19 protein-coding genes are annotated in these 21,169 nt (G+C 65.6%); 10 read left to right on the top strand and 9 right to left on the bottom strand.

Annotation, left to right across the window (positions count from 1 at the left end):
- The first annotated feature begins 170 nt into the window (after positions 1 to 170).
- The 4 genes from ABD017_RS10640 (at position 171) to ABD017_RS10625 (ending at position 7,763) form a co-directional block, all read left to right on the top strand.
- Positions 171 to 362 carry a hypothetical protein gene (locus ABD017_RS10640; RefSeq protein WP_343882732.1) on the top strand — a complete coding sequence of 64 codons (192 nt, stop codon included), beginning with the start codon at positions 171 to 173 and terminating at the stop codon, positions 360 to 362.
- Between the two features lie 122 nt (positions 363 to 484).
- Positions 485 to 3,112, top strand: a complete 2,628-nt coding sequence (gene mgtA, locus ABD017_RS10635) for a magnesium-translocating P-type ATPase (protein WP_343882731.1) — start codon at positions 485 to 487, stop codon at positions 3,110 to 3,112.
- 629 nt (positions 3,113 to 3,741) lie between these two features.
- Positions 3,742 to 5,391, top strand: coding sequence for a DNA recombination protein RmuC (locus ABD017_RS10630; RefSeq protein WP_343882730.1), 1,650 nt, complete (start codon positions 3,742 to 3,744; stop codon positions 5,389 to 5,391).
- A gap of 170 nt (positions 5,392 to 5,561) precedes the next feature.
- Positions 5,562 to 7,763 carry an AAA family ATPase gene (locus ABD017_RS10625; RefSeq protein WP_343882729.1) on the top strand — a complete coding sequence of 734 codons (2,202 nt, stop codon included), beginning with the start codon at positions 5,562 to 5,564 and terminating at the stop codon, positions 7,761 to 7,763.
- A gap of 486 nt (positions 7,764 to 8,249) precedes the next feature.
- On the opposite strand, the gene ABD017_RS10620 is transcribed toward ABD017_RS10625, so the two are convergent.
- The 6 genes from ABD017_RS10620 to rpsU form a co-directional block, all read right to left on the bottom strand.
- Entirely contained in the window at positions 8,250 to 9,236 is a 987-nt protein-coding gene (locus ABD017_RS10620) for a bile acid:sodium symporter family protein (protein WP_343882728.1), read from the bottom strand.
- Positions 9,237 to 9,280: 44 nt separating this feature from the next.
- Complete coding sequence (locus ABD017_RS10615) at positions 9,281 to 9,901, bottom strand: DedA family protein (RefSeq protein WP_343882727.1); 621 nt, start codon at positions 9,899 to 9,901, stop codon at positions 9,281 to 9,283.
- Between the two features lie 130 nt (positions 9,902 to 10,031).
- Positions 10,032 to 11,777 carry a DNA primase gene (gene dnaG / locus ABD017_RS10610; RefSeq protein ID WP_343882726.1) on the bottom strand — a complete coding sequence of 582 codons (1,746 nt, stop codon included), beginning with the start codon at positions 11,775 to 11,777 and terminating at the stop codon, positions 10,032 to 10,034.
- Positions 11,778 to 11,842: 65 nt separating this feature from the next.
- Positions 11,843 to 12,013, bottom strand: a complete 171-nt coding sequence (locus ABD017_RS10605; RefSeq protein WP_343882725.1) for a DUF1328 domain-containing protein — start codon at positions 12,011 to 12,013, stop codon at positions 11,843 to 11,845.
- Positions 12,014 to 12,115: 102 nt separating this feature from the next.
- Positions 12,116 to 12,562 carry a GatB/YqeY domain-containing protein gene (locus ABD017_RS10600; RefSeq protein WP_343882724.1) on the bottom strand — a complete coding sequence of 149 codons (447 nt, stop codon included), beginning with the start codon at positions 12,560 to 12,562 and terminating at the stop codon, positions 12,116 to 12,118.
- Between the two features lie 194 nt (positions 12,563 to 12,756).
- Entirely contained in the window at positions 12,757 to 12,972 is a 216-nt protein-coding gene (rpsU, locus tag ABD017_RS10595) for a 30S ribosomal protein S21 (protein ID WP_007081639.1), read from the bottom strand.
- 66 nt (positions 12,973 to 13,038) lie between these two features.
- Here rpsU and tsaD point away from each other — a divergent pair, with 66 nt between their 5' ends.
- On the top strand, positions 13,039 to 14,103 hold the full coding sequence (gene tsaD, locus ABD017_RS10590) for a tRNA (adenosine(37)-N6)-threonylcarbamoyltransferase complex transferase subunit TsaD (RefSeq protein WP_343882723.1): 1,065 nt from the start codon (positions 13,039 to 13,041) through the stop codon (positions 14,101 to 14,103).
- 75 nt (positions 14,104 to 14,178) lie between these two features.
- Here the strand turns inward: tsaD and ABD017_RS10585 are convergent, their stop codons facing one another.
- The 3 genes from ABD017_RS10585 to ABD017_RS10575 form a co-directional block, all read right to left on the bottom strand.
- Entirely contained in the window at positions 14,179 to 14,898 is a 720-nt protein-coding gene (locus ABD017_RS10585; RefSeq protein ID WP_343882722.1) for a pseudouridine synthase, read from the bottom strand.
- A 123-nt stretch (positions 14,899 to 15,021) separates the two neighbouring features.
- The gene (locus tag ABD017_RS10580) at positions 15,022 to 15,801 is read right to left on the bottom strand and encodes an ABC transporter permease (RefSeq protein WP_343882721.1); all 780 of its coding nucleotides are present in this window, start codon (positions 15,799 to 15,801) and stop codon (positions 15,022 to 15,024) included.
- Positions 15,798 to 16,745 (bottom strand): ABC transporter ATP-binding protein, encoded by a 948-nt coding sequence (locus ABD017_RS10575; RefSeq protein ID WP_343882720.1) that lies wholly within the window; start codon positions 16,743 to 16,745, stop codon positions 15,798 to 15,800. Before ABD017_RS10575 ends, ABD017_RS10580 begins: the two co-directional genes overlap by 4 nt.
- Before the next feature lie 91 nt (positions 16,746 to 16,836).
- Between ABD017_RS10575 and ABD017_RS10570 the strand changes: the two genes are divergently transcribed.
- The 5 genes from ABD017_RS10570 to ABD017_RS10550 all read left to right on the top strand — a co-directional run bounded on the left by ABD017_RS10570 (position 16,837) and on the right by ABD017_RS10550 (position 21,165).
- Complete coding sequence (locus tag ABD017_RS10570; protein ID WP_343882719.1) at positions 16,837 to 17,598, top strand: ferredoxin--NADP reductase; 762 nt, start codon at positions 16,837 to 16,839, stop codon at positions 17,596 to 17,598.
- Positions 17,599 to 17,706: 108 nt separating this feature from the next.
- The gene (locus tag ABD017_RS10565; RefSeq protein WP_343882718.1) at positions 17,707 to 18,642 is read left to right on the top strand and encodes an alpha/beta fold hydrolase; all 936 of its coding nucleotides are present in this window, start codon (positions 17,707 to 17,709) and stop codon (positions 18,640 to 18,642) included.
- Between the two features lie 32 nt (positions 18,643 to 18,674).
- The gene (locus ABD017_RS10560; protein ID WP_343882717.1) at positions 18,675 to 19,283 is read left to right on the top strand and encodes a hypothetical protein; all 609 of its coding nucleotides are present in this window, start codon (positions 18,675 to 18,677) and stop codon (positions 19,281 to 19,283) included.
- Positions 19,276 to 19,470, top strand: coding sequence for a helix-turn-helix transcriptional regulator (locus ABD017_RS10555; protein ID WP_343882716.1), 195 nt, complete (start codon positions 19,276 to 19,278; stop codon positions 19,468 to 19,470). Before ABD017_RS10560 ends, ABD017_RS10555 begins: the two co-directional genes overlap by 8 nt.
- Positions 19,471 to 19,599: 129 nt before the next feature.
- Positions 19,600 to 21,165 carry an alpha/beta hydrolase gene (locus ABD017_RS10550; protein ID WP_343882715.1) on the top strand — a complete coding sequence of 522 codons (1,566 nt, stop codon included), beginning with the start codon at positions 19,600 to 19,602 and terminating at the stop codon, positions 21,163 to 21,165.
- Positions 21,166 to 21,169 lie beyond the last annotated feature (4 nt).

Here is a 21,169-nt window from a genome sequence, read left to right as displayed (position 1 = left end):
ATGGACGTCTACCCTAGTCGCATCGTCGACATCCGCTTGCTTCGGATGCCGGCGTCGCATGTCACATTGAACGCCTGCAGCGATCGCCTGCGGTCGGTTGGCGCTTTCCGCTAGGGAAGTCCGGCCCTCCCCCTGACGACGCCGCGGCGTCGTTACGAGGAGATGGGCCGATGAAGCTCATACGTGAATTCTGCCGCCGCCGTCTCGCGGCCCGGCGTTGGCTGATCGTCGGTGCCGGCCGGCGCGAGCGCGGCTTCGTGGTGACCGTGCCGCCCCCGCTGGCCGCGAGCGCGGCTGCGGTTGCGGCCGAAGTGGCGAAACCGCCAGTGCCGGGCCCGTCCTTCGCGCCATTGGGGCGCTGAGCGTCTGGTCGACCCCCCCGCGCGGCCCACGGCTTCTTTCGCGTTCCTTCCGGATGGACGTCCATACGTCCATCTGACTGCGCGCCAAGCCTGCGATTCCACCGCCTCCAAAGCAGCATCCGATGAACAACTTCACCATCCAGCGAGCGGAAAAAAAGGCGCCGAGGCCGGCTGCCGCGGCGGCGGCGTTCCGTCCCGCCGATGCGTTGTTGCACGCCCTGGACAGCACGCACGGCGGCCTCGACGAGACGCAGATCAGGGCCCGGCTGCACCGCGACGGGCCCAACGAAGTAGCGCACGAGAAGCCGCCGCACTGGGCGCGGCAGCTGCTGCGGGCGTTCATGAACCCTTTCATCGTGGTGCTGCTGGTGCTGGCCGGCGTGCAGCTGTTCACCGATCGCGGCGACCTGACCGGTCCGGCGATCATCGCGGTGATGGTGGGGATCAGCGTGGCACTCGGCTTCAGCCAGGAGTACCGCTCCTCGCGCGCGGCCGACAGCCTGAAGGCGATGGTGCGCAACACCGCCAGCGTCACGCGGCGCGCGTCCGACGGCCACAGCGAGATGATCGAGGTGCCGGTGGCCGAGCTGGTCGCCGGCGACATCGTGCACCTGGGCGCGGGCGACATGGTGCCCGCGGACGTGCGCCTGCTGGTCGCCAAGGACCTGTTCATCAGCCAGGCCATCCTCACCGGGGAGTCGCTGCCGGTGGAGAAATCCGCGCCCGTCTCCATTGCCCATGAGCAGGCGGGCGGTGATCCGCTGGAGCTGCCCACGATCTGCTACATGGGCACCAACGTGGTCAGCGGCACGGCGGTCGCGGTGGTGCTTGCCACCGGCCCGCGCACGTACCTGGGGTCGCTGTCGCACAGCATGACCGGCCAGCGCGTGCAGACCAGTTTCGACCGCGGCGTGAGCGGGGTCAGCTGGCTGCTGATCCGCTTCATGGCGGTGATGGTGCCGGTGGTGTTCCTGATCAACGGGCTGGACAAGCACGACTGGACCGAGGCGTTCCTGTTTGCGCTGTCGATCGCGGTGGGGCTGACGCCGGAAATGCTGCCGCTGATCGTCACCGCCAACCTGGCCCGCGGTGCGATGGCGATGTCGCGGCGCAAGGTGGTGGTGAAGCAGCTCAACGCGATCCAGAACTTCGGCGCGATGGACGTGTTGTGCACCGACAAGACCGGCACGCTCACGCTCGACCGCATCGTGCTCGAACGCCACCTCGACCTCGATGGCGAGGCCTCGGGCGAGGCGCTGGAATACGGCTATCTCAACAGCCGCTTCCAGACCGGCCTGCGCAACCTGATGGACAAGGCCGTGCTGGAACACCGCGAGCTGGAAACGGCGGCGGCGCGCTTTCGCGTGGTCGACGAGATCCCGTTCGACTTCCAGCGCCGGCGCATGTCGGTGGTGGTGGCCGAAGGCGACGGCGACCATCTGCTGATTTGCAAGGGCGCGGTCGAGGAGATGCTGGCGATCTGCGATTTCGCCCGGACCGGCGACGCTATCGAGCCGATGACCGACGCCCGTCGCCGCGCGATCAAGGCCATGACCCGTCGCCTCAACGAGGACGGCCTGCGCGTACTGGTGGTGGCCATGCGGCGCCAGCGCGCCCACGGACGACCCTACGGCGTGGCCGACGAAAGCGGCCTGACCGCGGTCGGTTGCCTGGCGTTTCTCGACCCGCCCAAGGATTCGGCGGCCACCGCGATCCGCGCCCTGCATCAGCATGGCGTCGCGGTGAAGGTGATCACCGGCGACAACGAGGCGGTGACGCGCAAGATCTGCCGCGAGGTGGGGCTGGAGGTGCGCCACGCGATGCAGGGCAGCGAGGTGGAGGCGCTCGACGATGCGGCGCTGGATGCGCAGGTCGCGCGCGTCACCGTGTTCGCCAAGATGTCGCCCCTGCAGAAGTCGCGGGTGGTGCGCTCGCTGCAGCGGCTGGGCCATACCGTGGGCTTCCTCGGCGACGGCATCAACGACGCGCCGGCGCTGCACGATGCCGACGTGGGTATCTCGGTGGACACCGCCACCGACATCGCCAAGGAGTCGGCCGACATCATCCTGCTGGAAAAAAACCTGATGGTGCTGGAGGAGGGCGTGCTGGAAGGGCGCGTCACCTTCGGCAACATCATGAAGTACATCAAGATGACCGCCAGCTCCAACTTCGGCAACGTGTTCAGCGTGCTGGTGGCCAGCGCGTTCCTGCCGTTCCTGCCGATGCTGCCGCTGCAGATCCTGGTGCAGAACCTGCTCTACGACATCTCGCAACTGTCGATCCCGTTCGATCGCATGGACGAGGATTACCTGAGCCGGCCGCGGCAGTGGGATGCCGGCGACATCGGCCGGTTCATGGTGTGGGTGGGGCCGGTCAGCTCGATCTTCGACCTCACCACGTTCTGGCTGATGTGGCATTACTTCGGTGCGAATTCACCGGCGCAGCAGTCGCTGTTCCAGTCCGGCTGGTTCATCGAGGGCCTGCTGTCGCAGACCCTGATCGTGCACATGATCCGCACCCGCCGCATCCCGTTCCTGCAGAGCACGGCCGCCGCGCCGGTGCTGGGCCTGACCATCGCCATCATCGTCGCCGGCATGCTGATTCCGTTCAGCGCGCTGGGCGCGAAGATCGGCATGGTTCCTCTGCCGCCGGTGTACTTCGCGTGGCTGGCGCTTACCCTGGCGAGTTATTGCGTGCTGACGCAGTTGGTGAAGGTGATCTACATCCGCCGTTATGGGCGCTGGCTCTGATCGCGAGAACTCCTTCCGCTCGCTGTAGGAGCGCACCCTGTGCGCGATGCTCTTGCTTCATCCATGGTGGCGGGTTTCAAAGCCACGGGCTTTAGAGCGAAGAGCTTTCGATCGCCTACGGCGCTCGAGTCACTTTTCTCTTGCGTGGCCAAGAGAAAAGTAACCAAAAGAGAAGGCCACCCCGCTTGGCGCTTGCCGGGCCTCCTGCCCGGCAAGTCCGTGAGCCGGGGCCGGGCTTTTCGACAGGGCATCGTGCCCTGACGAAAAGGAGCCGACATCCATGTCGACTCCCGCTGCGCGGCCTGTCGACCCCGACTCACCGCCGCACAGGGGCCCCGGGTAGAGCAGCGGGCCATCGTGGCCCGCACTCTTCAGAAGGGCCAAGCAACAGCAACGGGCGTCGCGGACAGTAACCGCGCGCCATCACTTGAAAATAAGCACCTCAATAAAAGCAAGCTTGACGGTCTGCTATCGACCCAAAGCGGACATTCGGGCGAAAGACTTGAATCGAGGCAAGTCCGGGTTGCTACGTCTTAATGGGGCGCCTCAGGGTTCTGGCGACAACGGGGCTGCGGGGTTTGCGCCCGCACGCCCCTGTGCGTAGGCTTTAATGCACAGGGAGGAGTGCCATGTTGATGCCGATTTGGGGATGGGGCCTTGTCGTACTGGCGAGCACTTTGGGTGTGCTCTGGCGCTGGACGACGCGTCGTCAGCTTCTAAGCCAACTCAGCGAACGCGATCGTCAGGTCCAAGAGCTACGCGATCGCGTTGACGCACTCGCCCGTGATGCGGCACGCCTGCCGGACGCCCTGGATCGGGTCGTCGAAATGGAGACCACGGCCAAGCAGCTCCAGCAGGCAATCACCGAGGCCACCGCCCGAGAGGCGGGTCTGCAGGCCCAGCGGCAAACCGCGCTGGAGCAGGTCGCGGTCCTGCAACAAGAACGGGACACTGCCCGCGCTTCCCTCGAGATCGAGAGAGACGCAGCGTCCAAGTTGCGGGCCGCACACGAGCGGGCTGCGGCCGAACGCGCGGCCGCCACCGACCAGGCGGGTGTCCTGCAGGCGGAACGCGATGCTGCCCGGCTCGCACTCGATGCGGAGAAGGACGCGACGGCCCAACTGCGCGCCGCGAACGCGCGCGCCATTGCCGAACGCGCGGCCGCCGTTGAGGCCTACGAGGGCGTCAAGCAATTCCTGACCAACGCAGAAGAACAGCTGCGCAACGCATTTCTTGCCGCGTCGAGCCAGGTATTTGACCAGAAGGCTGCCGCGCTCGATCAACGTATCAAGGACTCCGGCGAGGCTTCCAAACGCGGTCTCGATGAGACCTTGAAGCCCTTCGCAGACCGCATCGCGGAATTCCAGGCCGAGGCGCGCAAGTTGCACGACGACTCGGCCACCAAGGTCGCCACACTCACTGGCAATATCCAAAGTCTCCAGACGCTGAACCAGCACATGGCGACCGCGACGGAGAATCTCGCGCGCGCGCTCAAGGGCAACGCCAAGACGCGTGGCGACTGGGGCGAAATGATTCTCGATACCGTACTCAAGGCCTCGGGCCTCGAAGAAGGCACGAACTTCCTCAAGCAAGATCCCAACCGCGATGAGGAATCCGGTCGTTTGCGCAAGCCCGACGTCATCGTGAACCTGCCCGACGGACAGCAGGTCGTTGTCGACTCCAAGGTCAACTTGGTCGCTTGGGCAGACGCATGCAATGCGGAGTCGCCGGAAAGCTACCAAGACGCGCTCATTCGCCACACGGCCGCGCTGCGCCAGCACGTGCGGGACTTGGCCGACAAGAATTACCCCAAGGTCGTCGGTCCGTCCGCATTGGACATGACCATTCTCTTCGTACCGATCGAGGGGGCGTTGGCGGCCGCCCTGTCGGTAAACCACGACCTGCAGACCGAGGCGTTTGCCAAGCGCGTCGTGTTCGCATCACCCAACACGCTCATGGCGATGCTGCGCGTGGTCGAACGTCTGTGGATGCGCGACAAGCTTCAGAAGCAAGTCGGCAAGATCGGTGAGGAAGCCGGCAAGTTGCTCGATTCGCTGGCGGCATTCTTGGAGGAATTTCAGGCCATCGGCAACAGTCTCGACAAGACCCGCGGCGTCTTCGACACGGCGCGCAAGCGCCTCATCGAGTCGCCGCAGTCGGTGACTGCGCGCGCCAAGCGCCTGGTCGAGGCCGGGGCCAAAGGGAAGAAGGCTCTCCCCGATGAGCTGCTGCCTGTCATGGATGTCCCCGCACTTTCGCTGGAGACGAGGCTCGACTAGTCCGCGCGACGACCCTGTACCGCGCCGGCACGGAAGCGGTTGCAGGTCGAATCAAGCAGCCGTTGAAGCCTAAGAGAAGGCCGCATTCGACCCAATGCGGAAGTTCAGATGCGTAGGACGGATTGCTTTGTTAGGCGCTCATGACGAGCCATGGGTTTTTTGGGGGGGGTATGCTTCGGCGGATTGAATCCATTTCACAGGCGGCCGTGTGGGACGGCTACGATGGGCGGACGAGTGCAGCGCCAGATTTCGCGCGCTACAACCTGATTTATGGTTGGAACGCTTCTGGCAAGACAACCCTGTCCCGTGTCTTCGGGCTATTGAACGGTCCGGCCGTAAGTCGGCTGCCGGCCGGCGCACATGTGCGTGTCAGCGTGGGGCAGGGAGTGCTGGATAGCCGGAAAGAGCAGGATCGGGGACGGATCTCCGTGTGCATCTTCAACCGGGACTTTATCGATGCCAACCTGCAGCAGGCCGATTACACGCAAGCGCCTGCCTTGTTCATCGTGGGCGAAGACAACATCCGGCTGAGTAACCGCATTGCCTCGTTGTCCCGGAGGCGGGAACGCGTGGCGGCAATGTATCGCTCGGTCCAGGCGAAACAGAGTGAGACCAGTGCCGCCAGAGATAAAGCGGCCACTGACCTAGCTAGGGATTGCGGGACGATGTTGGGTGTCCGCGACTTTAGGGCACCCAATCTGAAAGGTATCCAGCAACGGCTGACCGCGCCGGCTGAGCATCTTCTGGACGCTGTCACTCTGGAAGCAATGGTCAACCAGGCGAGAGACCAGAACGAGTTCGCTCCCATTAGTAACCTGCCAGCGGTGATGCCTCCGCTTCCGCCTGGGGTCGATGATGTCGCTGGGTTGTTGAGGGAGACGCCTAGGCAGAACACGATCAAGCACTTGGCTGACGATCCTGCGCTGAGCGATTGGGTACGCACCGGTCTGCAATTTCATGAGCACAGTACGACCTGTGCCTTTTGTGGAAACGATGCAGCGCAAGCGCTGGAAGCCTACGCGAACCACTTCTCCGATGAATATCGCCGACAGCACGCTGCCGTCACGGCGGCAATCGGGCGGCTGGAACAGCCTAGGCAGGCGCACACCTTTCCGCACGAGAAGGAGTGGGTTCCTGATGTTCGGGCCAAGGTCCAAGCTGCACTGAGTCGACTCGCGGCTTGGGAAGCTCGCGAAACCGAGATTCGTGCGAGTTGGGCCCGCCTATTGAGGGAAAAGCTTGCCAACATGGAGACGGCACTCACTGTGGAGTTGGTTGGAGATCGAGCTCCCGAGTTGATGGCTATCCTTGCGGAGCTTCGCCAAGCAAAGGACGACCACAACCGCGCATGTGACGAACTTTCCGCCAGACGCCGGGGTGCAGCCGAGAAAGTCAAGGAGCACTTCGCAGCCCGTTTTGTGCTCGACCCCGGAGCGGCGGAAGCGATCGCGTTCTTGACCCAGGTTGAAGCGGAGCTGGGACGGATCAAGACTGTCGGGCAGAAGATCGCAGGGCAAGCAACTACGGCGAATGCCGAGCTACAGCGTAGCTCAGTGGCCGCAAGCCAAATCAATGGGCTATTGAAGCGATTGCTTGGACCGCGCATATCCGTCGAGCAGGCTCAGGACAATCGGATCCAGTTCATCCGCGAAGGTCAGCCGGCCACCAACATGAGCGACGGCGAGCGGACGGCGATCTCGCTGGCGTACTTTCTGGTCAGCTTGGGACAGAACGGTCAGCGGCTTGAGGATCTGGTCGTTTTCGTGGATGACCCGATCTGTAGCCTGGACGCCAACCACATCTACGACGTGGCCTACCTCCTTATCACGAGCCTGAAGGTATGTCGGCAGCTCTTCGTTTCAACGCACAACTCGGAGTTCTTCAACACGATCAAGCAGGACTGGAGCGATCGTGGGAAGTTCAAGAAGGAGCACGCTGCGTACCTCGTCCACCGAGAGCCTGACGGCGCCAGCCAGCTGATAGAGCTTCCAGGACACTTGGCGAAGTTCCGCTCCGACTACCACCACGTCTTCTATTGCCTGCGCCAGTTCCAGACGAGCACCAGCCAGGAGGTTGATGCCTATCTGAACTGTCCGAACTTGCTCAGGCGGTTCCTGGAGATGTATCTCGGCTTTCGGCGGCCCACACCGAAGGGCTATCTGACCAAGCTCGACGTTTTATTCGACGACGAAGTGGAGCGTGGCGCGGTAGGAAGGTATGTGGACGAGGGGTCGCATAGCGCATCAACCCTCCGCCTTCTGGAGTTTTCTGATTTCCCTGCGATGTCGCGGGGTATGGTGAGGCGCGTTATGGAAGCATTGGAGCGCGTGGACGCAGATCACTATGCAGTGTTGGTGTCGGAAACCACCTAGGAGTCTAGGTCCGCTTCTGGCCGATCGCGGACGTTTTTAGTCAATCGAAAAGTCTTCCAGTGCCGAGAATTCTTTGCTCTCGCAACCGCGCAGCGGTTGCGCACCGAGTGCGGGCCAGGATGGCCCGCTGCTCTACCCGGGGCCCCTGTGCGGCGGTGAGTCGGGGGCGGCAGGCCACGTAGCGGGCATCGACAGGGATGTCGATGCCTTTTCGCCAGGACAGGAGTCCTGTCGAAAAGCCCGGCCCCGGCTCACGGACTTGCCGGGCAGGAGGCCCGGCAAGCGCCAAGCGGGGTGGCCTTCTCTTTTGGTTACTTTTCTCTTGGCCACGCAAGAGAAAAGTAACTCGAGCGCCGTAGGCGATCGAAAGCTCTTGCTCTAAATCCAACATCAAAACCAGAAAGCGTCGCGACTGAAGTCGCTCCTACAGTGGTTTGGCGTGCGGGCGATCATCGCGACCGCCCCAACCATCAATCCGCCTCGCGATCATCTTCGCCAACAGGATGCGCCCCCGCGCCTCGCATACCGCCGCGCCACCACCGCGCACACCATCAGCTGCAGCTGGTGGAAGATCATCAGCGGCAGCACCAGCGCGCCCAAGCCGCCGAGCTGGCCGGCGAAGAGGATCTTGGCCATCGGGATGCCGCTGGCCATGCTTTTCTTGGAGCCGCAGAACACGATGGCGATCTCGTCCCTGCGCGAGAAGCCCAGGCGTCGCGCGGCCCAGGTCACAGTGGTCATCACCAGCCCCAGCAGCAGCGCGCTCATCGCCAGGGTGGAAACCAGTGCGCCCAGCGGCGTGTCGTGCCACAGGCCTTGCACCACGGCGGCGCTGAACGCGGTGTACACCACCAGCAGGATCGTGCCCTGGTCGGTGAGGCGCAGCAGCGGCTTGTGCCGGTCCACGAACGTGCCGATCCAGCGCCGTGCGACGTGGCCCAGCACGAACGGCAGCAGCAACTGCAGCACGATGTCCAGCACGCCGTGCCATGACATGCCGCCACCGTGGCTGGCCAGCAGCAAGCCCACCAGCAGCGGCGTCAGCACGATGCCGATCAGGTTGGACACCGAGGCACTGACCACCGCCGCCGGCACGTTGCCGCCGGCGATCGAGGTGAAGGCAATGGACGACTGCACGGTGGACGGCAGCGCGCAGACAAACAGTACGCCCAGGTAGAGCTGGGGCGTCAGCAGCGCCTGGCCCAGCGGCTGCAGCGCCAGCCCCAGCAGCGGAAACAGCACGAAGGTGCTGGCGAACACGGTCAGGTGCAGTCGCCAATGCGTTACGCCCTGCACGATCGCCTGGCGCGGCAACTTGGCGCCATGCAGGAAAAACAGCAGCGCGATTGCGCCATCGGTGACGATGTCGAACACCCGCGCCGCCTCGTCCCGACAGGGCAGCAGCGAGGCCAGCGCCACCGTGGCCAGCAAGGCCAGGGTGAAGCTGTCGGGGAGCAGGCGCCGTGGCGACATGGATCAGCGTCCGATCGATCGGCGAGATGGCCGATGCGTGGCGATCAAGGCAGGTTGCAGCGCGCGCGGCGGCGGTGGCGCCACCACAGCACCAGCAGCGTCAGCAGCAGGATGCCCAGCATCACCCACAGGCTGGTCTGGCCGCGATGCATCCACATCACCAGCCACTCGTGGTTGTTGGCGCCGATGTAGCCCAGGTAAACCCAGAACGGCACGCTGATCAGCGCCGCCAGCGTGTCGATCAGCAGGAACCGCCAGAACGACACCCGGTGCGTGGTGCCGGCGGTGATGTACACCGTGGTGCGCATGCCGGGCAGGAAGCGGGCGAAAAACAGCACGCGGTTGCCGTAGCGGTCGAACTTCTCCTGCACCCGGGCGTATCGCTCGGGCGTCAGCACGCGCGCCACCAGGCGCCACTTCAGCATGCGCGCGCCGTAGTGGTGGCCCAGCAGGAAGATCGCCGCGTCGCCCAGCAGCACGCCGAACATCGTCAGCGCGAACATCACGTGCACGTTGGCGTAGCCCAACCCGGCGATCACGCCACCGGCGACCAGGGTGATGTCCTCCGGCAGCGGCAGGCCCGCGCCGCAGATCATCAGCGCGATGAAGACGGCGACGTAGCCGTTCTCGGCAAACACCGTGATCAGTTGTTGCAGAAGATCCATCAAAATCCTTGCGCGCCGTGCGCGGCATGCACCGCCGCGGGCCGGCATGATCCCACAGTCGACCGGCGCGGGAGGGAGGGCGGGACACGATGACGCGGTGCGCGCAACGCGATGCGGCTCTGCAGCATGCTCATGCCGGGGCCACGGGCGGACGCACGCGCGCGGCCAGCAACTCGCGCAGCTCGGCCTTTTCGGCGCTGTCCAGCGCGCCGCTGCGACTCTTGGCCAGCAGGCTGTCGCGGCGCTGGGTGGTGGCCTGGTCGTCCATGCGCGCCAGCGCGTCGAAGAACTCCATCGCCTGCGCCTCGGGCTCGCCCACCGAGAGCGTGGCCATCAGTTTCTTCAGCGCGGCGTATTCGGGCCGCTCGGCGAAATGCTCCACCAGCATCGCCGAGTTGATCCCCGGTCGTGCCCGCGCCAGGTCCAGCAACTCGGCCAGCAGACCCACGCCGGGCTTGTCCAGGCGCAGGAAGCGGTAGGGCTTGTCGACCCGGTCGGCCAGCGTCGGCTGGGTCAGCAGCAGCGAAATGGCGCTGCGCACAAGGCTGCGCTGCACCGTCGTGGGCTGATGGGCGGCACGATGGAGCGCGCTGGCGGGGAGGTTGGCACCCACACCGCTGCGTTTTTCCAGCTCCTGCACCATCAGGTCGCGGAACGCGCCATCGGGCAGTCTCCCGATCAGCGGGCGCGCCCGTTCGGCCAGCCGCGCGCGGCCATCGAGGCTGCCCATCTCCACGTCGTGCGACAGCTCGCTGAAGAAATAATCGGACAGCGGCATCGCGTCCCGGATGCGCTTCTCGAAGCCGTCCTTGCCTTCCTTGCGCACCAGTGAGTCGGGATCCTCGCCGTCGGGCAGGAACAGGAAATACGCCTGGCGACCGTCGCGCAGCCGCGGCAGCGCCGATTCCAGCGCTTTCCATGCCGCCGCGCGGCCGGCGCGGTCGCCGTCGAAGCAGAACACCACGTCGGGCGCGGCGCGGAACAGCACTTCGGTGTGGTCGGGCGTGGTGGCGGTGCCCAGCGTGGCCACCGCGATCGGCAGGCCGGCCTGGTGCAGGGCGATCACGTCCATGTAGCCCTCGACCACCACGATGCGCGCCAGGCTCTGGTTGGCCTGCTTCACCTGCCACAGCGCGAACAGCTCGCGGCCCTTGTGGAACAGCGGCGTCTCGGGCGAGTTGAGGTACTTCGGCGGCGCCTGGCCCGAAGCCGGCGAGGCCTGCACCACGCGCCCGCCAAACGCGATCACGCGGCCGCGGCGATCCAGGATCGGAAACATCAGCCGCTCGCGGAAGCGGTCGTACTTGCCGCGATCGCCGCTGGCCAGCATGCCGGCCTGGTCCAGCAGGTCGCGCCGCCGCGTGCTGTTGCCCAGCGCCTTCATCACGCCATCGTAGCCGGCAGGTGCCCAGCCGATGCGGAAACGCTTGATGGTGTCGGCATCCAGCCCGCGCTTCCTGCAGTACGCCTGGGCGTCGGCGTGGCGCGGCAGCTCGCGCTCGTACCAGCTGGCCGCCTCTTCCAGCAGGCTGTAGAGATCGGTCTTGTCCTCGCGCGGTGCGGCGTCGCGGCCGCCTTCGCGCGGCACCGTCATGCCGACGGTCTGCGCCAGCTCCTCCACCGCATCGGGAAATTCCAGGCGGTCGAAGTCCATGATGAACTTGATCGCGCTGCCGCTGACGCCGCAGCCGAAGCAATGGAAGAACTGCTTGGCCGGGCTGACGTAGAACGACGGCGTGCGCTCGTCGTGGAAGGGGCAGCAGGCGGTCCATTCGCGCCCGGCCTTCTTCAGCGGCACCCGCCGCTCGACCACGTCGACGATGTCGACGCGGGCAAGCAGTTCATCGATGAAGCTGTCGGGAATCAGGCCGCGCATAAGCGGCCTAGTTTAGTCGGTTGGCGCCGGCAGGTCTGAACGAGGGCGCCGGGACGCGATGGCGGTCAGAGAATATGGAATACGCCGACCACCGCCAGAATCGCCAGCAGGAACAGGATCACGAAACAGGCGAACAGGATCTTGGCGATCGTGGCGGTGGCGCCGGAAACCCCGCCAAAACCCAGCCAGCCGGTGATCAGCGACACGATGGCGAAAATGATGGCCCACTTCAGCATGCGTTTCTCCCGTCCGTGATGGTCCCGCGGCGCCGTGCCGGCAGGTCGTGGGCCACGTTTTAGCGGGGTGGGCGTGAATGCGACGCATCGGGCGCCGCGGCGTCAGGGCGCCAGGCGCGCCTTGATCTTGCCCGAGACCACGGCCATGTCGGCGCGGCCGGCGGCCTTGTCCTTCACCGCGGCCACCACCTTGCCCATGTCGCGCGGTGAGCTGGCGCCGGTTTCGGCGATGGCGGCGTCGATCAGCGTGTCGATCTCCGCCTCGCTCAGCTTGGCCGGCAGGTAGGTCTCGATCACCGCCATCTCGGCGCGCTCGATGGTGGCAAGATCGTCGCGCCCGGCGGCATCGTACTGGCTGATCGAATCGCGGCGCTGCTTGAGCATCTTTTCCAGCGTGGCCAGTACCAGCGCGTCGGTCTGCTCCACGCGGTCATCCACTTCGCGCTGCTTGATCGCGGCCAGCATCAGCCGGATCACGCCCAGCCGATGCTTGTCGCCGCCGCGCATGGCGGTTTTCATGTCGTCGGTGAGCTGCTGCTTGAGCGTCATGGCAATGCCTCGCGGGAAGGACGGGAAACCGATTCTATGGAAACGACAAAACCGGCGTTGCCCAAGGGACAACACCGGCCAGGTCGAATCCGGGCGCGTTGCGGTGGCTGCGGGCGGCTCCCGTCAGGGAGCTGGCGCCGACCGCGACTCCCGGCTGCCGGATCCACCGATGGTCGGCGGATCGACGCCAGGAATCAGTACAGGCGGACTTTGCGCGACACGTCGCGCGACAGGCGGCGCAGGTGACGCTTCACGGCGGCAGCGCGCTTGCGCTTGCGCTCCTGGGTGGGCTTTTCGTAGAACTCACGCTTGCGCGTTTCAGCCAGGACGCCGGCCTTTTCGCAGGTACGCTTGAAACGACGCAGTGCAATCTCGAACGGCTCGTTCTCGCGAACTTTTACGTTGGGCATGGAAACTCCGAGTGGTAATCTGTCCCGCTACGGGACTGTTGGATAGAGCGAGCCGCGAATTATACCGTGGATAACAAAGAATTTTCAAAGCCGGGCAACAACCGGCCGATCTTGGGCATCGAGAGCTCCTGCGACGAGACCGGCGTGGCCCTGCTGCGCTGGGAACCGGACGCGCCGGGCCGCGGTTTGCTGGCCCACACGCTGTACAGCCAGATCAAGCTGCACGCCGATTACGGCGGCGTGGTGCCCGAGCTGGCCAGCCGCGACCACGTGCGCAAGTTGCTGCCGCTGATCCATGAGGCCCTGGCCCAGGCCGGCCTCACCGTTGAGGACCTGGGCGGCGTGGCCTACACCGCCGGCCCCGGCCTGGTCGGCGCGCTGCTGGTGGGCGCCTCGGCGGGCCGCGCGCTGGCCTGGGCGCTGGGCGTGCCGGCCGTGGGTGTCCATCATATGGAGGGCCACCTGCTGGCGCCGCTGCTGGAGGAAAACCCGCCCGAGCCGCCGTTCGTGGCCTTGCTGGTGTCCGGCGGCCATTCGCTGCTGGTGGAGGTGAAGGCGATCGGCCAGTACACCATCCTGGGCGACACCCTGGACGACGCGGCGGGCGAGGCTTTCGACAAGACCGCCAAGATGATGGGCCTGCCGTACCCCGGCGGTCCGGCGCTGGCGAAACTGGCCGAGCAGGGCACGGCCGGCGCGTACCGCTTCTCGCGCCCGATGACCGACCGGCCCGGGCTGGATTTCAGCTTCTCCGGCCTGAAAACCCAGGTCCTGCTGGCCTGGCAGAAATCGGACCAGAGCGGGCAAACCCGCGCCGACATCGCCCGCGGCTTCGAGGAGGCGATCGTCGACACCCTGATCATCAAGTGCCGCCGCGCACTCGAAGCGTGTGGCGCCAAGCGGCTGGTGATCGCCGGCGGCGTCGGCGCCAACCGGCACTTGCGCGCGGAGCTGGCGAAGGCCGGCGAAAAAGATGGTTTCCAGGTGTACTTCCCGCGGCTGGTGTTCTGCACCGACAACGGCGCCATGATCGCCCTGGCCGGCGCCATCCGCCTGGCCAGCGGTCAGCATCAGGACGACACCGTGCAGGTGCGCCCGCGCTGGGATCTGCAGACGCTGCCGGCGGCGTGATCTTTGGTGTAGGAGCGCACCCTGTGCGCGATGCTCTTCGTGCCTAACGGAAAGCATCGCGCACAGGGTGCGCTCCTACCACTGCGTGCGCCCGGGCAGCAGCCCCTTCAATTCGGCCTCGGTGAGGTTGCGCCACTGGCCGGGTTTCAGGTGGGCCAGCTTCACGTTGTCGATGCGCACGCGGCGCAGCTGGGTGACGCGGTAGCCGAAGGCGGCGGCCATCAGGCGGATCTGCCGGTTCAGGCCCTGGGTCAGCACGATCGAGAAGCCGAATTTCGCGATGCGGCGCACGCGGCAGCGCTGGGTCATCTGGCCGTGGATGCGCACGCCCCTGCCCATGCCGGCAATGAACTCGTCGGTGACGGCCTTGTTCACCGCCACCAGGTATTCCTTCTCGTGGCGGTTTTCCGCGCGCAGGATCTCGTTGACGATGTCGCCGTTGCTGGTCAGCAGGATCAGCCCCTCGGAATCCTTGTCCAGCCGGCCGATCGGGAAGATCCGCTGCGGGTGGTCCACGAAATCCACGATGTTGCCGTCCACGCTGTGGTCGGTGGTGCAGGTGACCCCGACCGGCTTGTTCAGCGCGATGTAGACCGCCTTCTTCGCCGCCGGCGTGGCGGCCAGGATGCGCGCCTTGACGATCTCGCCATCGACACGCACCTCGTCGCCGTCCAGCGCCTTCGCGCCGGTGGTGACGGTTTCGCCGTTGATGGTGACGCGCCCGGCCAGCAGCAGCTCGTCCGCCTCGCGGCGCGAGCACAGGCCGGCTTCGCTGATGTATTTGTTGACGCGCATGGAGACAGCCGACGGTGAACGAGGAATCACATGCCTCGTCATTCCGGCGAAAGCCGGAATCCAGTGCCTTCAGGTGGGGAAAGGCGCTGGATCCCTGCTTGCGCAGGGATGACGGGCAAAAAGTCAGGAGCGCAAGCCGACACCACGCTTCAACAGCTGCAACGCCAATATCGACAACCCCACGACGAAGCCCAGCATCACCACGAACGCCACCCCCACGTGCACGTCGCTGATGCCCAGCACGCCGAAGCGGAAGGCGTTGACCATGTACAGGATCGGGTTGGCACGCGAGATGGCCTGCCACGGTTCGGCCAGCATGTTGACCGAGTAGAACACGCCGCCGAGATAGGTCAGCGGGGTGAGGATGAAGGTGGGCACCAGGGCGATGTCGTCGAACTTCTTGGCGTAGACGGCGTTGACGAAACCGGCCAGCGAGAAGATCGTGGCGCCCAGCAGCACCGAGGTGAAGGTGATCAGCGGATGCACGACGTGCAGGTCGGTGAAGAACAGCGCGATCAGCAGTACCAGCACGCCCACCACCAGCCCGCGCACCACCGCACCGGTCACGTAGCCCAGCAGGATCACCCAGTTCGGCATCGGCGACACCAGCATTTCCTCCACCGCGCGGCTGAACTTGGCGCCGAAGAACGAGCTGGAAATGTTGCCGTAGCTGTTGGTGATGATGCTCATCATCACCAGCCCCGGCACGATGTACTGCATGTAGGTGAAGTGGCCCTGGACGATGCCGATCCTGCTGCCGATCAGCTTGCCGAAGATCACGAAGTACAGCGTCATGGTGATCGCCGGCGGGATCAGCGTCTGCGTCCAGATGCGCATGATGCGCACGATCTCGCGACGTACCAAGGTATTGAGGGCAATCAGGTTGGCGGCGGCGTTGCTCATGCGGCCAGCTCCCGTCCGCCTTCCACCAGTCGCACGAACAGCTCCTCCAGCCGGTTGGTCTTGTTGCGCATCGAGGTCACCGTGATGCCATGCGCGGACAGTTGCGCGAACAGCGAATTGAGGTCGTGCGAGCGGGCCATCTCGGCCTCCAGCGTGCGCTCGTCGCGGCGGCGCAGGATGACGTTGGGCAAGTCGGGCAGCGCGTCGGGGACGGCGATCACGTCCAGCACGAAGGTCTCCACGTCCAGCGTGGCCAGCAGCCGCTTCATGCTGGTGTTCTCGATGATGGTGCCGTGGTCGATGATGGCGATGTTGCGGCACAGCGACTCGGCTTCCTCCAGGTAGTGCGTGGTGAGGATCACCGTGGTGCCGGCCGCGTTGATGGCGCTGACGAACTGCCACATCGAGCGGCGGATCTCGATGTCCACGCCCGCGGTGGGTTCGTCCAGGATCAAGAGCTTCGGCTCGTTCATCATCGCGCGGGCGATCATCAGCCGCCTTTTCATGCCGCCGGACAGCGTGCGTGCCTGCATCTGCGCCTTGTCCCACAGGCGCAGTTCCTTCAGGTATTTCTCCGCCCTTTTCGCGGCTTCCTTGCGCGGGATGCCGTAGAAGCCGGCCTCGTTGACGCAGATGTCGAACGGCTTCTCGAACTGGTTGAAGTTGATCTCCTGCGGCACCAGCCCGATCAGCCGCATCGCGGCGCTGCGGTTGCTGTTGACCGATACGCCGAACACCCTGGCGTCGCCGCTGGTGGAGTTGACCAGCGAGGAAAGGATGCCGATCAGGGTCGATTTGCCCGCGCCGTTGGGGCCGAGCAACGCGAAGAAGTCGCCCGGCTGCACCGTGAGGCTGATGCCCTTCAGCGCCTCCACGCCGTTGCCGTAGGTCTTGCGCAGGTTGTCGACCACGAGCGCGGGTGCGGAAGAAGACTGCAATGACATGGGCTGCACCGAAAAGGCTAGCCCTTTATTATAGCGGGCTACCTCCTGCCGTCTGGCCGTGCCAGAAGCACACACCGTTTCCGGAATCACCATGGCCGATCACTTCCAGCTACGCCTCGTCGACAGCTACATGCTGGCCTCCGCCGTGCGCCATCTGGTGTTCGAACGGGTCGACGGGCAGCCGCTGGCGTTCACCCCCGGCCAGTTCCTGCAGATCCATTTCCACTACGACGACGGCACGGCCACCAAGCGCAGCTATTCGGTGGCCAGCGTGGGCGACGGCAGCTCGCCGAACACGCCGTGCGAAGTCCGGCGCATCGAGATCGCGGTGAGCTACGTGGAAGGCGGCGCGGCCACCAGGTTGCTCAGCGAGCTGCCGATCGGCGGCGTCGTGGACGCCAGCGGCCCGTACGGCCGTTTCTGTCTGCAGGCCACCGACACGCACCCGCGCTACCTGCTGCTGGCCACCGGCACCGGCGTCACGCCTTACCGCGCCATGCTGCCTCAGATCGAGCAACTGCTGGCGCGCGGTGACCGTGAAGTGGTGCTGCTGTACGGCGCGCGCAGCGAGGCGGAGCTGCTCTACGGCGAGCAGTTCGAGGCGTTCGCGCAGGCGCATCCGGGCTTTCTCTTCCACGGCTGCCTCAGCCGCCAGGCGCGTGCCGTGCCACGTTCCAGCGACCGCAGCGGTCACGTGCAGAACGTGCTGGCCGAACTGGGCCCCAGCGCCGAGCGCGACATCGCCTACCTCTGCGGCAACCCCAACATGGTCGATGCGGCTTTCGCCGCGCTCAAGGACTTCGGCCTGCCGGTGGCGCAGATCCGCCGCGAGAAATACATCTCGTCGCGTTGAAACGATGCTCGGGCCCCACTGCGGCGTCGTGTAAAGTTTGCTTGACACGGCGCCGCCGATACTTCTAATCTCGTGTCAAGTTTACTTGACAAGATTGGAGGCATGGCCATGAACAAGATCGGTTGTCGGATGATCGTCCCGTTGTTGCTCGGGTTCGCGGCTTGGCTGTCGCATGGGCCGGCCCATGCGCAGCCGCCCGCGGCGACGAGCACGGTCGGCACCCTGCAAGTCGAGCGCCATGGCGACCATGGCCGGCCGGTGATCCTGATCCCGGGGCTGGAGGGCGGGCCGTGGGTGTGGGAGCGGACGATAGCTGCGCTGCAAAAAGACCACGTGGTGTATGCGGTGACGCTGGCCGGGTTCGATGGCGTACCGGCGCCGGCCGGCGGCGGCAGTCTGTTCGACCGCGCGGATGTATCGCTGAAGCAGCTGATCGAGCAGCAGCGGATCGACAAGCCGGTCCTGGTGGGCCACAGCCTGGGCGGCACGCTGGCATTGCGTTTTGCCGGGGAGCATCCGCAGATGATCTCCGGCGTGGTGGCAGTCGACGGACTGCCGATCTTCCCCGGCATGGAGCGGATGGGCATGGATCAGCGCAAGGCCATGGCGGCGCGGATACGGCAGCAGATGGGCGCGCTCTCGCCCGCGCAGTTCGCGGCGCAGGCGCTGGCGTACATGCAACACGTCGGGGTGATCGACCCGCAGCTGGCCGCGCGCTACGCGCCGATGAATACGCGCAGCGACATCAAGGCCAGCGCACGGTACATGGCCGAGGACATGCTGGCCGATTACCGGCCGCTGCTGAAAAGTGCCAATGTGCCGATCCTGGAGATCTCGCCGTACAACGCGCCGGACTTCATTCAGTCGCCGACGGCAATGAGCGAGGCACGCAAGACGGCCTACTACGAAAGCCTGCTGGCAGGGGCGCCGCAGGCCAGCGTGGTCTCGATCTCGCCGTCGCGGCATTTCGTGATGCTCGACCAGCCGGCAAAATTCCAGCGAACGCTGGAGGGTTTTCTGGCATCGCTTGGAAACCAGCCATGATCGCCAGCATGGACGACCACCGGAGCCGCCGCATGTCCAGACCATCGAAATCACCATCGAAGCTCACCAACCGCCGCGCGCTGGCGATGATGGGAGGCGTGGCCGTGCTTTACGCCTTGCCCTGCCTGATCGCCGGCGTGCTCGGCGGTCGCCGCTGGCTGGTCACCGTGGGTGTTGTCGTCGCCATCACCGGTGTGGCGTGGCTGTTGTGCGCGCATTTCTCCCGCGAGGAGGTGTTGCGCCCGGTGCATGTGCGCTACCTGCGCGAGTTCTTTCCGGCGATGGCGGGCTATGTGGTGCTCATCATGGTGTCCGGTACGTGGGTTCCGCGGATGGAAAGTGTGCCCGCACGCGTGGCGCTGGCGGCACTTCCGCTGCTGCCCATCGCGCTGCTGATCCGTGCCATGGTCCGTGTGCTGCGCGACCAGGATGAACTGGAGCGGCGGATCGACCTGGAAGCCATCGCGATCGCCGCGATGTCGACCGCATTCGGCTTTTTCAGCTTTGGCCTGCTGCCGCTGGCGGATATCGGCTGGCACGTGGGTGGCCCGACGGTCGCGATCTGGGTGATGCCATGCCTGTTCGCCATCTTCGGCATCGCCAAGCCGCTGGTTGCGCGGCGTTACCGCGACCATGAATAACCATGTGCGCGAACTGCGCGGCGAGCAGGGCTGGTCGCAGGCCGACCTGGCCGAGCGGCTGGATGTCTCGCGGCAGACCGTCAACGCGATCGAAACCGGCAAGTACGATCCCAGCCTGCCACTGGCGTTCAAGATTGCCGCGTTGTTTGGCCGTCCGATCGAGTCGATCTTCGATCCGGGCGCATGAGGGTCTTGCCATGCGCAATCTCACCATGACGATGACGATGCGTGGCGAGCGTGCGCAGAGCTGGTTCGATCAACCCTTGCAGCGCCCATGCGCCATCACCCTTTTCCGGTCCCACGAGGAGCCCACGCGATGAAGCTCGCACCCCGTACCGTGTTTCGCATCGTTCTCGCCGCGGCGGGCGTGGGCTGGTTCGGCTGGACGTATTTTCACCCGCGCCAGGCGCACACCGACGCCGCCACTCCACCGGCCAGCGATGATGCGGCAAGCACGCCGCAGAGGCCGCGCACGTGGCGGCTGGGTTCGCTCACGCTGACCGCCTGCGAACTGCCCCAGCCGTACACCGGGCTGTCCAGCGCGGCATGGTGCGCGCCGTTCGAGGTGCCGGAGAACCGCGCCGATCCGCACAGCCGCAAGATCAGCCTGAACCTCGCGGTGATCCGATCGGCGGCGCAGCTGCCGGCGAAAGACATGGTGGTGCTGCTGGCCGGCGGCCCCGGCCAGGCGGCCACGGAAAGCTGGCCGTCGGTGGCCAATGCGCTCGATCCGCTGCTGGCACACCGCAACGTGCTGTTGCTGGATCAGCGTGGCACGGGCAAGTCCAACCCGCTCAGCTGCAAGGGGCCCGAGCAGGCGGCCACGGACGAGAAGGTGGGCTTCGACCCGGTGGCGTTGAAGGCGGAAACCGCGCGTTGCCTGCAGCAGGTGCAGACGCGCGCCGACCCGCGCTACTACACCACCACCATCGCCGTGCAGGATCTGGAAGATGTGCGCCGCGCGCTGGGTTCGCCGACGTTCGACCTGGTCGGCATCTCCTACGGCACCCGCGTGGCGCAGCAGTACGCCATGCATCATCCCGACGCGATCCGCAGCCTGGTGCTCGATGGCGTGGTGCCCAATCCGCTGGTGCTGGGCGAGGATTTCGCGCAGAACCTCGATGCCGCCCTGAAGCTGCAGTTCGCCCGCTGCACGGCGCAGCCCGCCTGCAAGGAGCGCTTCGGCGACCCGTACCAGACGCTCTACCAGCTGCGCGACGCGCTGCGCGCCAACCCGCACAAGGTGAGTTTTCGCGATCCGCAAAGCTACCGCAGCGTGCAGCGTGTGCTGAGCGAGGATTCGCTGGCCAGCGTGGTGCGCATGTTTGCGTACACGCCGATCACCGCCGCGCTGCTGCCGCTGTCGATCGACGCGGCCGCGCGTGGCGACGTGGGCCCGCTGCTCGGCCAGGCGAAATTGCTGCAGGGCGACCTGGTCGATTCGATGGATGGCGGCATGCAGTCATCGGTGATCTGCAGCGAGGATGCGGACCTGCTGCGCCCGCGCCCGCAGGATGAGGACACCATCCTGGGCACGCGGATGATCACCGCGCTGCAGGCGGTGTGCACCGTATGGCCGCGCGGCACGCGGCCGGCCGATTTCCACCAGCCCTTGCGCAGCGCCACGCCGGCCTTGCTGCTGTCCGGCCAATACGATCCGGTGACGCCGCCGGCCTACGGCGAAGCGGTGCTGAAGGGGCTCACCAACGCGCGCCACCTGGTGCTCAAGGGCCAGGGCCACAACGTGATGGGCGCCGGCTGCGCGCCGCGACTGCTGAAAAAGTTCATCGAGGATCTGCAGCCGAAGGCGCTGGACGCCAGCTGCCTGGACCGCTTGCAGGCCCCGCCGCTGTTCATCGATTTCAACGGTTCAACACCTTAAGGGA

The organism is Rhodanobacter caeni (assembly GCF_039523575.1).
Classification (GTDB): Bacteria; Pseudomonadota; Gammaproteobacteria; order Xanthomonadales; family Rhodanobacteraceae; genus Rhodanobacter; species Rhodanobacter caeni.
This window is presented reverse-complemented; position numbering and strand designations above follow the sequence as displayed.

Bases quoted from the DNA above. Each gene is read 5' to 3' on its own strand.
- ABD017_RS10640 (WP_343882732.1), top strand. From the start codon at position 171: ATGAAGCTCATACGTGAATTCTGCCGCCGCCGTCTCGCGGCCCGGCGT.
- mgtA (WP_343882731.1), top strand. From the start codon at position 485: ATGAACAACTTCACCATCCAGCGAGCGGAAAAAAAGGCGCCGAGGCCG.
- ABD017_RS10630 (WP_343882730.1), top strand. From the start codon at position 3,742: ATGTTGATGCCGATTTGGGGATGGGGCCTTGTCGTACTGGCGAGCACT.
- ABD017_RS10625 (WP_343882729.1), top strand. From the start codon at position 5,562: ATGCTTCGGCGGATTGAATCCATTTCACAGGCGGCCGTGTGGGACGGC.
- ABD017_RS10620 (WP_343882728.1), bottom strand. From the start codon at position 9,236: ATGTCGCCACGGCGCCTGCTCCCCGACAGCTTCACCCTGGCCTTGCTG.
- ABD017_RS10615 (WP_343882727.1), bottom strand. From the start codon at position 9,901: ATGGATCTTCTGCAACAACTGATCACGGTGTTTGCCGAGAACGGCTAC.
- dnaG (WP_343882726.1), bottom strand. From the start codon at position 11,777: ATGCGCGGCCTGATTCCCGACAGCTTCATCGATGAACTGCTTGCCCGC.
- ABD017_RS10605 (WP_343882725.1), bottom strand. From the start codon at position 12,013: ATGCTGAAGTGGGCCATCATTTTCGCCATCGTGTCGCTGATCACCGGC.
- ABD017_RS10600 (WP_343882724.1), bottom strand. From the start codon at position 12,562: ATGACGCTCAAGCAGCAGCTCACCGACGACATGAAAACCGCCATGCGC.
- rpsU (WP_007081639.1), bottom strand. From the start codon at position 12,972: ATGCCCAACGTAAAAGTTCGCGAGAACGAGCCGTTCGAGATTGCACTG.
- ABD017_RS10585 (WP_343882722.1), bottom strand. From the start codon at position 14,898: ATGCGCGTCAACAAATACATCAGCGAAGCCGGCCTGTGCTCGCGCCGC.
- ABD017_RS10580 (WP_343882721.1), bottom strand. From the start codon at position 15,801: ATGAGCAACGCCGCCGCCAACCTGATTGCCCTCAATACCTTGGTACGT.
- ABD017_RS10575 (WP_343882720.1), bottom strand. From the start codon at position 16,745: ATGTCATTGCAGTCTTCTTCCGCACCCGCGCTCGTGGTCGACAACCTG.
- ABD017_RS10570 (WP_343882719.1), top strand. From the start codon at position 16,837: ATGGCCGATCACTTCCAGCTACGCCTCGTCGACAGCTACATGCTGGCC.
- ABD017_RS10565 (WP_343882718.1), top strand. From the start codon at position 17,707: ATGAACAAGATCGGTTGTCGGATGATCGTCCCGTTGTTGCTCGGGTTC.
- ABD017_RS10560 (WP_343882717.1), top strand. From the start codon at position 18,675: ATGTCCAGACCATCGAAATCACCATCGAAGCTCACCAACCGCCGCGCG.
- ABD017_RS10555 (WP_343882716.1), top strand. From the start codon at position 19,276: ATGAATAACCATGTGCGCGAACTGCGCGGCGAGCAGGGCTGGTCGCAG.
- ABD017_RS10550 (WP_343882715.1), top strand. From the start codon at position 19,600: ATGAAGCTCGCACCCCGTACCGTGTTTCGCATCGTTCTCGCCGCGGCG.